Annotated in this window: 7 protein-coding genes; 3 read left to right on the top strand and 4 right to left on the bottom strand. The window is 67.0% G+C overall.

Annotation, left to right across the window (positions count from 1 at the left end; all coding sequences use genetic code 11):
- Positions 1–66: 66 nt before the first annotated feature.
- Positions 67–585 carry a cyclic pyranopterin monophosphate synthase MoaC gene (gene moaC / locus A5777_RS14375; RefSeq protein ID WP_064863185.1) on the bottom strand — a complete coding sequence of 173 codons (519 nt, stop codon included), beginning with the start codon at positions 583–585 and terminating at the stop codon, positions 67–69.
- An 18-nt stretch (positions 586–603) separates the two neighbouring features.
- Positions 604–807, bottom strand: a complete 204-nt coding sequence (locus A5777_RS14380; RefSeq protein WP_005203524.1) for a hypothetical protein — start codon at positions 805–807, stop codon at positions 604–606.
- Between the two features lie 68 nt (positions 808–875).
- On the opposite strand from A5777_RS14380, the gene A5777_RS14385 reads away from it, so the two are divergent.
- A complete protein-coding gene (locus A5777_RS14385; RefSeq protein WP_064863186.1) occupies positions 876–3,221 on the top strand; it encodes a helicase-associated domain-containing protein in 2,346 nt (781 codons plus the stop codon).
- Positions 3,222–3,234: 13 nt separating this feature from the next.
- Here A5777_RS14385 and A5777_RS14390 read toward each other — a convergent pair whose 3' ends face one another.
- Positions 3,235–4,782 carry an MFS transporter gene (locus A5777_RS14390; RefSeq protein ID WP_064863188.1) on the bottom strand — a complete coding sequence of 516 codons (1,548 nt, stop codon included), beginning with the start codon at positions 4,780–4,782 and terminating at the stop codon, positions 3,235–3,237.
- 177 nt (positions 4,783–4,959) lie between these two features.
- Between A5777_RS14390 and A5777_RS14395 the strand changes: the two genes are divergently transcribed.
- On the top strand, positions 4,960–6,627 hold the full coding sequence (locus A5777_RS14395) for a DNA repair helicase XPB (protein WP_174273026.1): 1,668 nt from the start codon (positions 4,960–4,962) through the stop codon (positions 6,625–6,627).
- 36 nt (positions 6,628–6,663) lie between these two features.
- Here A5777_RS14395 and A5777_RS14400 read toward each other — a convergent pair whose 3' ends face one another.
- Entirely contained in the window at positions 6,664–7,227 is a 564-nt protein-coding gene (locus tag A5777_RS14400; protein WP_064863187.1) for a hypothetical protein, read from the bottom strand.
- Between the two features lie 139 nt (positions 7,228–7,366).
- On the opposite strand from A5777_RS14400, the gene A5777_RS14405 reads away from it, so the two are divergent.
- The coding region (locus A5777_RS14405; protein ID WP_156529388.1) for an aminotransferase class I/II-fold pyridoxal phosphate-dependent enzyme at positions 7,367–7,993 on the top strand (627 nt) is incomplete at its 3' end.

Raw genomic sequence — 7,993 nt, forward strand, 5'->3', positions numbered from 1 at the left:
CCGCGGCTCGCACGTGTCGATGCCACGACGACGCGGGCCACGGGTTTCTCGTCAGGTATCTTCTCGTCAGGCATCTTCGCGCGTCCAGGTTCCCGACCTTCCGCCCGATTTCTCGAGCAGTCGGATCTCGCCGGTGCTGGCGCGTCGATCGACGGCCTTGGTCATGTCGTGCAGGGTGAGTCCTGCGATCGCGACTGCCGTGAGCGCTTCCATCTCGACGCCGGTCTTCCCGGCGGTCTCGACGGTGGCCACGATGTCGATGTGATCGTCGGCGACGGTGAAGTCGACGTCGACCGCCGACAGCGCCAACTGATGACACAGCGGGATGAGCGCGTCGGTACGTTTGGCCGCCATGATCCCTGCGATACGAGCGGTGGCCAAGACATCGCCCTTGGGCAGCGCGGACTCGCGCAGGAGGTCGATGACCTCGGTGGTCGTGTGAAAAGTGCCCGCGGCGACAGCGCGTCGTCGCGTCGTGGTCTTGTCGCCGACGTCGACCATCCGCGCAGCACCCGTCGAGTCGAGGTGCGACAGACGAGAAGGGTTCGACGACTCGTCTGGACCGCTCGCGTGCCGGGGAGGCATCAGGTCGACGTCACGTCGTCAGCGGTTGACGACGGTCTTCGGTTGGACGTAGTTGACCTTGTCGGCAGGCAGCGGGAACTCGGCATCGCCGAACGGCGAGAGTGCGCCGGGGATCTCCGCCGCGAACTCCGAGACCGCGTGGTCGGGGACGCTGCCGTCGTCATGACGAGGCCAGCCGTTGTCGACGTAGTGATTCTTCTTTTCCTTCTCAGCCACGCGCATATTGTGCCACGCCGCCCGCTGTCCGACGACTCGCCTGCCGTTTTCGTCGGACCACTAGACTTGATCGAATGAGCACGGACGACCAGCGGATCGGCCTGGCCGACGATCTGGCCGCGCGCACAGACGACGACCTGCGCGATCTGCTGTCGCTTCGTCCCGACCTCGCCTCTCCGCCGCCACAGGGAACCTCGGTACTCGCCCAACGCGCGCTCGCCGCGGCGTCGATCGCACTCGTCGGTGAGGAACTGGATCTGCTGACGATGGCGGTGATCGAGCAGTTCATCGCGCTCTCCACCGGGCCCGGCGTCGCGCGGGTACCGGCCTCCGTCGACGCCGACACCCTGGTGAAGGCGCTGTCGGATCGTGCCGAGTCGGCCGAGATCACCCGACGCATCGACGATCTACGACGTCGCGCGGTGTTCTGGGGTGACTCCGATTCACTCACCGCGGGCGCGCACCTCGCCTCGGCCCTGCCGTGGAAAGCGCTGCATCTGACCGGCCCGCTCGCGCACCTGACCACCGACGAAGTGCAGAAACTGATCGACGGCGTCGACGATCGCCAGCGCGATCTGCTGACAACCCTGTCGCGGGGTCCGGCGCTCGGACGGAGTCGGGACGCGGGCCCCGGTGCCGATCCCGACAGTCCTGTCGCGCGGCTCATCGCGCTGGGTCTCCTCGCACGCATCGACGACCAGACCGTCGAACTACCCCCAATGGTCGCAGCGCTCATTCGCGGCGACCCCCCGCTGCGCACAGACACTCTCGCGCCCCTCGACCTCGCCGACGAGCACGCCTCACTGCGGTTCGGCGCCAAAGCCGTCGACGCCGCGGCGGGTGGCGAGGCGCTCGAACTCATCCGCCACACCACGTCGCTGATCGACGTGCTGGGGCGTGCGCCCGCGGCCGTGCTGCGCTCGGGTGCGCTCGGTGTTCGCGAATTGCGAAGGCTCGCAAAGGTCACCGGCCTCGACCAGAAACGCGTGTCGTTCCTCGTCGAGCTCTTGGGGCACGCACGCCTCATCGACGTCGGATTCCCCGATCCGCCACCCGCGGGAGATCGGGGCGAGCAGGCGTTCGCACCGACGTCGTCGGCCGATACGTGGCTGCACTCGGCACCCGAAAGACAGTGGGCCACACTGCTCGACGCGTGGCTGTCGATGCCGCGACGCGCATGGCAGGTCGGCGAACCCGACCGCGACGGCAACGCGTATCCAGCGCTCTCGTCGGAACTCTACGACGCCACGGCACCCTTGCAGCGTCATCTCATCCTCGACCTGCTCACCGAACTCGACGGTGCCACACCGTTTTCCGTTGACACCGTCACCGCCTCACTCGCCTGGCGGCACCCGCATCGGATACGTCGACTCTCCCCGCGCGTCGTCGGCGAGACGCTCGCCGAGGCGCAGACTCTCGGAGTGACGGCACATCAGTCGCTGACCTCTGTCGGCCGAGTCGCGTTGTCGGACACCGGTCCCGAGGCCGTCGACTCGCAGGTGCTCGCCGCAATGCGTAAGGCGCTACCCGAACCCGTCGATCACTTCCTCACTCAGGCCGACCTCACGCTGACTGTTCCCGGCCCGATGACCCCGGAGCTCAGCGACCAGGTCGAGTTGGTCGCCGATCTCGAATCCGGCGGCGCCGCATCGGTGTATCGCGTCTCGGAGGCGAGCGTCCGACGTGCTCTCGACGCGGGCAAGACCAGCAGCGAACTGCTCACGATGTTCACCGCGCACTCGTCGACGCCGGTTCCGCAGTCGCTGACCTATCTGATCGAAGACGTGGCACGCAAGCACGGGCAGCTCCGCGTCGGCATCGCGTCGTCGTTCATCAGATGCGAGGACCCGACGATGCTCGCAGCCGTATTGCGTAGCGACGCAGCCGAACACCTCGCGCTGCGCGCGCTCGCGCCGACGGTGGCGATCTCGCCGTCGGAGGTCCGCACGGTGATCGATCGACTCCGCGACGCGGGATTTGCTCCCGCGGGCGAGGATTCGTCCGGCTCACTCGTCGACCTGCGCGAGCGCGGCAGTCGCGTGTCGTCGGGACGGGGTCGGCGTCGACCGACACCCCGCCGCTCGACGCCGACCGCCGACCAGTTGCAGTCGGTGGTGAGCCGCATGCGCTCGCACGACAGGGCCACGCGGGCCACTCCGGCGACTGCGGGAAAGTCCGACGCCGCACCGGTGCGCGCCGTCGGCGGTGGCGAATCCACCACTGCCCTCATCCAATTGGCGCTTCGGGCGAATCGACGTCTACTCGTCGGCTACGTCGACGCCCACGGCTCGGCCAGCAGGCACGTCGTGACCCCGCGGCTGCTCGGTGCCGGACAACTCGTCGGCACCGAAGAGGGCTCCGACGACGAGCAGCACTTCACCCTGCACCGCGTGACCAGCGTCGAGTTGCTCGACAACTGACGCTGGTCACGAATCACCCGGCGAGCGCAGCAGCCTCCGGCTCGGCATCGTGTGCGTCGCCGATCGGTCGCTTGACGTTGATCAGCAGGCCGGCGAGCACCGCGACGCCCGCGAGTATGGCTGCGGCGACGTAGAACCCGGTGCTCTGCCCGTGCACCAGCGCCTGTGCCTTCACGGCCTTTGCGTCGGCGGGTCCATGGACCGATGCCATGTGCGCGGTCACGAACGACGCGGTTGCCGTTGCCGCGATCGTGTTCAGGAGTGCGGTGCCGATCGCGCCGCCGACCTGCTGGGAGGTGTTGACCATGGCCGACGCCACGCCTGCATCCCGCGGCTCGACGCCGTAGGTCGCCAGGTTCATCGACGTCATGAAGACGGTGCCCATGCCCATGCCGAGGAGGAACAGGGCGGGGAAGACCACGCTCCAGTACCGCGTCGACTCGGCGGAGATCTGGCTGAGCAGCAGCATCCCGCAGGCTGCGAGGAGCGCGCCCGGCACGAGCAGGAACCGGGGCGGCACTCGCGTGATGAGGCGCACCGCGATCTGGGTCGAGCCGACCAGCATGCCGCCGACCATCGGCAGGAAGGCCACACCGGCCATCAGCGGCGAATAGTGGTGCACCACTTGCATGTACAGCGTGAGGAACAGGAACGCTCCGAACATCGCGACCACCGACAACGCGACGGTGAGGTAGGCGCCGCCACGCGCGCGGTTCGCAACGACACGCAGTGGGAGCAGCGGATGACTGCTGCGCGCCTGCCACGCGACGAACGCGACCAACAACACCACCGCGGCGACCAGGCAGATGACGGTCCCGGTGTCGCCCCAGCCCTCCTCGGCAGCCCGACTGAATCCGTAGACGACGAGCGCGAGTCCGCCTCCACCGAGGATCACTCCGAGCACATCGAGGCCGGGTGCGTGATTGTGGGCGCGTGGAGGTTCTTTGATCTCGACGATCGCGCCGAAGAGCGCGATCGCGGCGAAGATCACGTTGATGTACATCGTCCAGCGCCAGTCGAGCACCTGGGTGAGGAATCCGCCGAGCAGGAGACCGACGGCCGCGCCGCCGCCCGCGATCGCGCCGAAGATGCCGAACGCCTTCGCACGTTCCTTTGGCGCGGTGAACATGACCGTCAGCAGCGACAACGCGGCCGGAGCGAGCAGCGCACCGAATGTTCCCTGCAGCGCGCGCGAGCCGAACAGCATCCCCTGGTTCACCGCGGCTCCGCCGAGCGCGGACGCCAGCGCGAAGCCCACGAGGCCGACCATCAGTGCACGACGACGCCCCCACAGGTCGGCGATGCGTCCGCCGAACAGCAGCAGACCGCCGAATGCCAGCGCATACGCCGTGATCACCCACTGCTGATTGGCATCGCTGATGCCGAGATCGACCTTGGCGTCGGGCAGCGCGATCTGGACGACGGTACCGTCGAGCACGACCATCAACTGCGCGATGCAGATGAAGACGAGCGCCTTCCAGCGCCGGGGGTCGGGCTCCGCGGACAGAGTTGGCGTCTCGGAAGCTGACGACCCAGAAGATGGCTTCTCGGAAGTTGACATGAAGAGTGAGATCCCCACTTGCGTCGTAGTACCCCGGAGATATCCGGAGGTTTGCTCCGCTTACTTTACGCCGCGATGCTCGCGCGGGACAGTGGAATTTAACGGACATAGCGGACACCAGCCGCGCAAAAAACACATCCACGAGCCGGGCAGATAAACCCTTATACAATGGCGCGGGTGACTGATGGACCCCTGATCGTGCAATCCGACAAGACGCTGCTCCTCGAGGTGGATCACCCCGACGCCGCGGCAGCGCGCGGTGCGATCGCCCCCTTTGCCGAACTCGAGCGCGCTCCCGAGCACGTCCACACCTATCGGGTGACGCCGCTGGCGCTCTGGAATGCGCGCGCCGCGGGGCATGACGCCGAGCAGGTTGTCGACGCTCTCGTGTCGTTTTCGCGGTATGCCGTCCCGCAGCCGCTGCTGATGGACATCGTCGACACGATGGGCCGGTTCGGGCGGCTGCAGCTCGTGAAGAGTCCGGTACACGGGCTGACCCTGGTCAGCTTCGACCGTGCGGTCCTCGAGGAGATCCTGCGCAACAAGAAGGTCGCGCCGATGCTCGGTGCGCGGATCGACGACGACACCGTCGTGGTACATCCGTCGGAGCGGGGTCGGCTCAAGCAGGTGCTGCTCAAGGTCGGTTGGCCCGCGGAGGATCTTGCGGGTTATGTCGACGGCGAGGCACATCCCATCGCGTTGGAACAGGACGAGTGGCATCTGCGCGACTATCAGGAGATGGCAGCCGACTCGTTCTGGGCGGGCGGCTCGGGTGTCGTCGTGCTGCCGTGCGGTGCGGGCAAGACGATGGTCGGCGCTGCGGCGATGGCCAAGGCACAGGCGACAACGCTCATCCTGGTGACGAATACCGTTGCGGGACGCCAGTGGAAGCGTGAGCTGATCGCACGTACGTCGCTCACCGAAGAGGAGATCGGCGAATATTCGGGTGAGCGCAAGGAGATTCGTCCCGTCACCATCGCCACCTATCAGGTGATGACGCGAAAGTCGAAGGGCGAGTACAAGAATCTCGATCTGTTCGACTCCCGCGACTGGGGCCTCATCGTCTACGACGAGGTGCACCTGCTGCCGGCGCCCGTGTTCCGCATGACCGCCGACCTGCAGTCGCGGCGTCGACTCGGTTTGACCGCGACCCTCGTGCGTGAGGACGGCCGTGAGGGCGACGTGTTCAGCCTCATCGGACCCAAGCGCTACGACGCCCCGTGGAAGGACATCGAGGCGCAGGGCTGGATCGCGCCTGCCGACTGCGTCGAGGTTCGCGTGACACTCACCGACGAGGAGCGTCTGCAGTACGCGGTCGCCGAGAACGAGGAGAAGTACAAGCTCTGCTCGACGGCGCACACCAAGGTCAACGTCGTGAAGTCGATCCTGGCCAAGCATGCGGGCTCGCCGACGCTGGTCATCGGCGCGTACATCGATCAGCTCGAAGAACTCGGGCGTGAACTCGACGCCCCGGTGATCCAGGGTTCGACGAAGAACAAGGAGCGCGAGGCGCTGTTCGACCGCTTCCGCTCGGGTGAGTTGCAGACGCTCGTGGTGTCGAAGGTCGCGAACTTCTCGATCGACCTGCCGGAGGCGTCGGTCGCAGTGCAGGTCTCGGGCACGTTCGGGTCTCGTCAGGAGGAAGCTCAGCGACTCGGTCGTCTGCTGCGCCCCAAGAAGGACGGTGGTCAGGCGCACTTCTATTCGGTGGTCTCGCGTGACACCCTCGACGCCGATTACGCCGCCCACCGGCAGCGTTTCCTCGCCGAGCAGGGTTACGCGTATCGCATCACCGACGCCGACGACCTGCTCGGCCCGGCCATCGGCGAGGAGTCCGCAGGTTGATCCTGCTCGTGCAGGGCCCCCGCGCACCGCGCCCGCTCACACCAGCGCCTCGAGGCAGTAGCCGATCGGGCGCGGCTCGGTGAACGTCCAGGTGGTGAGGTCGTCAGGACACTGCACCTCGCCATCGGCTCGCTGCACCGTTCGCGCGACGATCGTCGACGTGCGTGCCGTCGCATCGCAGTCGACTTCGCGGTAGTCCACGAGCCGACCGCCGGGCAGCGGAACCTGATAGCACTGTCCGGCTACGAAACTCGGTGTCATACAGAGCTTCTGGTCGCCCTTGTCGAAGGTCAGACCTGCACTGTTCTTGCTCACGCAACCTGCATCGGACGGAACCTTCGCAGCGACGTAGAACGTGAGATCGTCACCGCCGCAGTCGGTGCGCGTCGCCTTCACGTTCCCGTCGTCGACCGTGGACGCGCCGATCGTGACGCATTGCCCGACGTCGATGTCGGCCGCGTCGTCGACGATGTCGTCGCCGACCGACACCCCGCACGCGGCGACGAGGGTCAGGCCCATGCAGGCGGCGACGACCACGGCACGCCAGCCGATGCGCCAGAGCGGGCCGTGCAGGACATGAATGCCGGACGAAGTGAACATGGTGGATCCTCTCGGGTGTTGCGCCGTCTGTCGGCGCCACCGCAAATGTCACTCCGCCCGCTTGCGGGGTTCTTGTCGTCGACTTGGGATCGAGCACGTACAAGTGCATCGAACATCCGACATGTGACAGCCTTGAGCCATGACCGTCGAGCGCCTCCGACCGTTTTCGAGCACCATCTTCGCCGAGATGTCGGCGCTGGCGGTCCAGCACGACGCTGTGAACCTCGGGCAAGGATTCCCCGACACCGACGGCCCCGCGTCGATGCTGACGGCGGCGAAAGACGCGATCTCCGCGGGACGCAACCAGTACCCACCGGGGATCGGTGTTCCCGAGTTGAGGACCGCGGTGGCCCGGCACCAGCGCGAGCACTACGGCCTCGACTACGACGCCGACACCGAGATCCTCGTCACCGTCGGCGCGACCGAAGCCATCGCGGGCGCGATCGTCGGACTGGTCGAACCGGGTCGCGAGGTCGTCATGATCGAGCCCTACTACGACTCCTATGCGGCGACCGTGGCCATGGCGGGCGGCGTGCGCCGCGTCGTCCCGCTCGTCTCCGACGGAGACGGCTTCCGCCTCGATCGCGAACGGCTCGCCGACGCCTTCGGACCGAAAACCGCGGTGGCGCTGATCAATTCGCCGCACAATCCGACCGGAACCGTGCTCTCCGACGACGACCTCGCCGAGATCGCCCGGTTGTGTATCGAACACGACGTCGTCGCGGTCACCGACGAGGTCTACGAACACCTGCTGTTCGACGGGCGC

This window comes from Gordonia sp. 852002-10350_SCH5691597, from assembly GCF_001665715.1.
In the GTDB taxonomy this organism is placed as follows: Bacteria; Actinomycetota; Actinomycetes; order Mycobacteriales; family Mycobacteriaceae; genus Gordonia; species Gordonia sputi.

What these genes read in the sequence shown, in the direction of transcription:
- moaC (WP_064863185.1), bottom strand. Translation starts at nt 585, where the DNA reads ATGCCTCCCCGGCACGCGAGCGGTCCAGACGAGTCGTCGAACCCTTCT.
- A5777_RS14380 (WP_005203524.1), bottom strand. Translation starts at nt 807, where the DNA reads ATGCGCGTGGCTGAGAAGGAAAAGAAGAATCACTACGTCGACAACGGC.
- A5777_RS14385 (WP_064863186.1), top strand. Translation starts at nt 876, where the DNA reads ATGAGCACGGACGACCAGCGGATCGGCCTGGCCGACGATCTGGCCGCG.
- A5777_RS14390 (WP_064863188.1), bottom strand. Translation starts at nt 4,782, where the DNA reads ATGTCAACTTCCGAGAAGCCATCTTCTGGGTCGTCAGCTTCCGAGACG.
- A5777_RS14400 (WP_064863187.1), bottom strand. Translation starts at nt 7,227, where the DNA reads ATGTTCACTTCGTCCGGCATTCATGTCCTGCACGGCCCGCTCTGGCGC.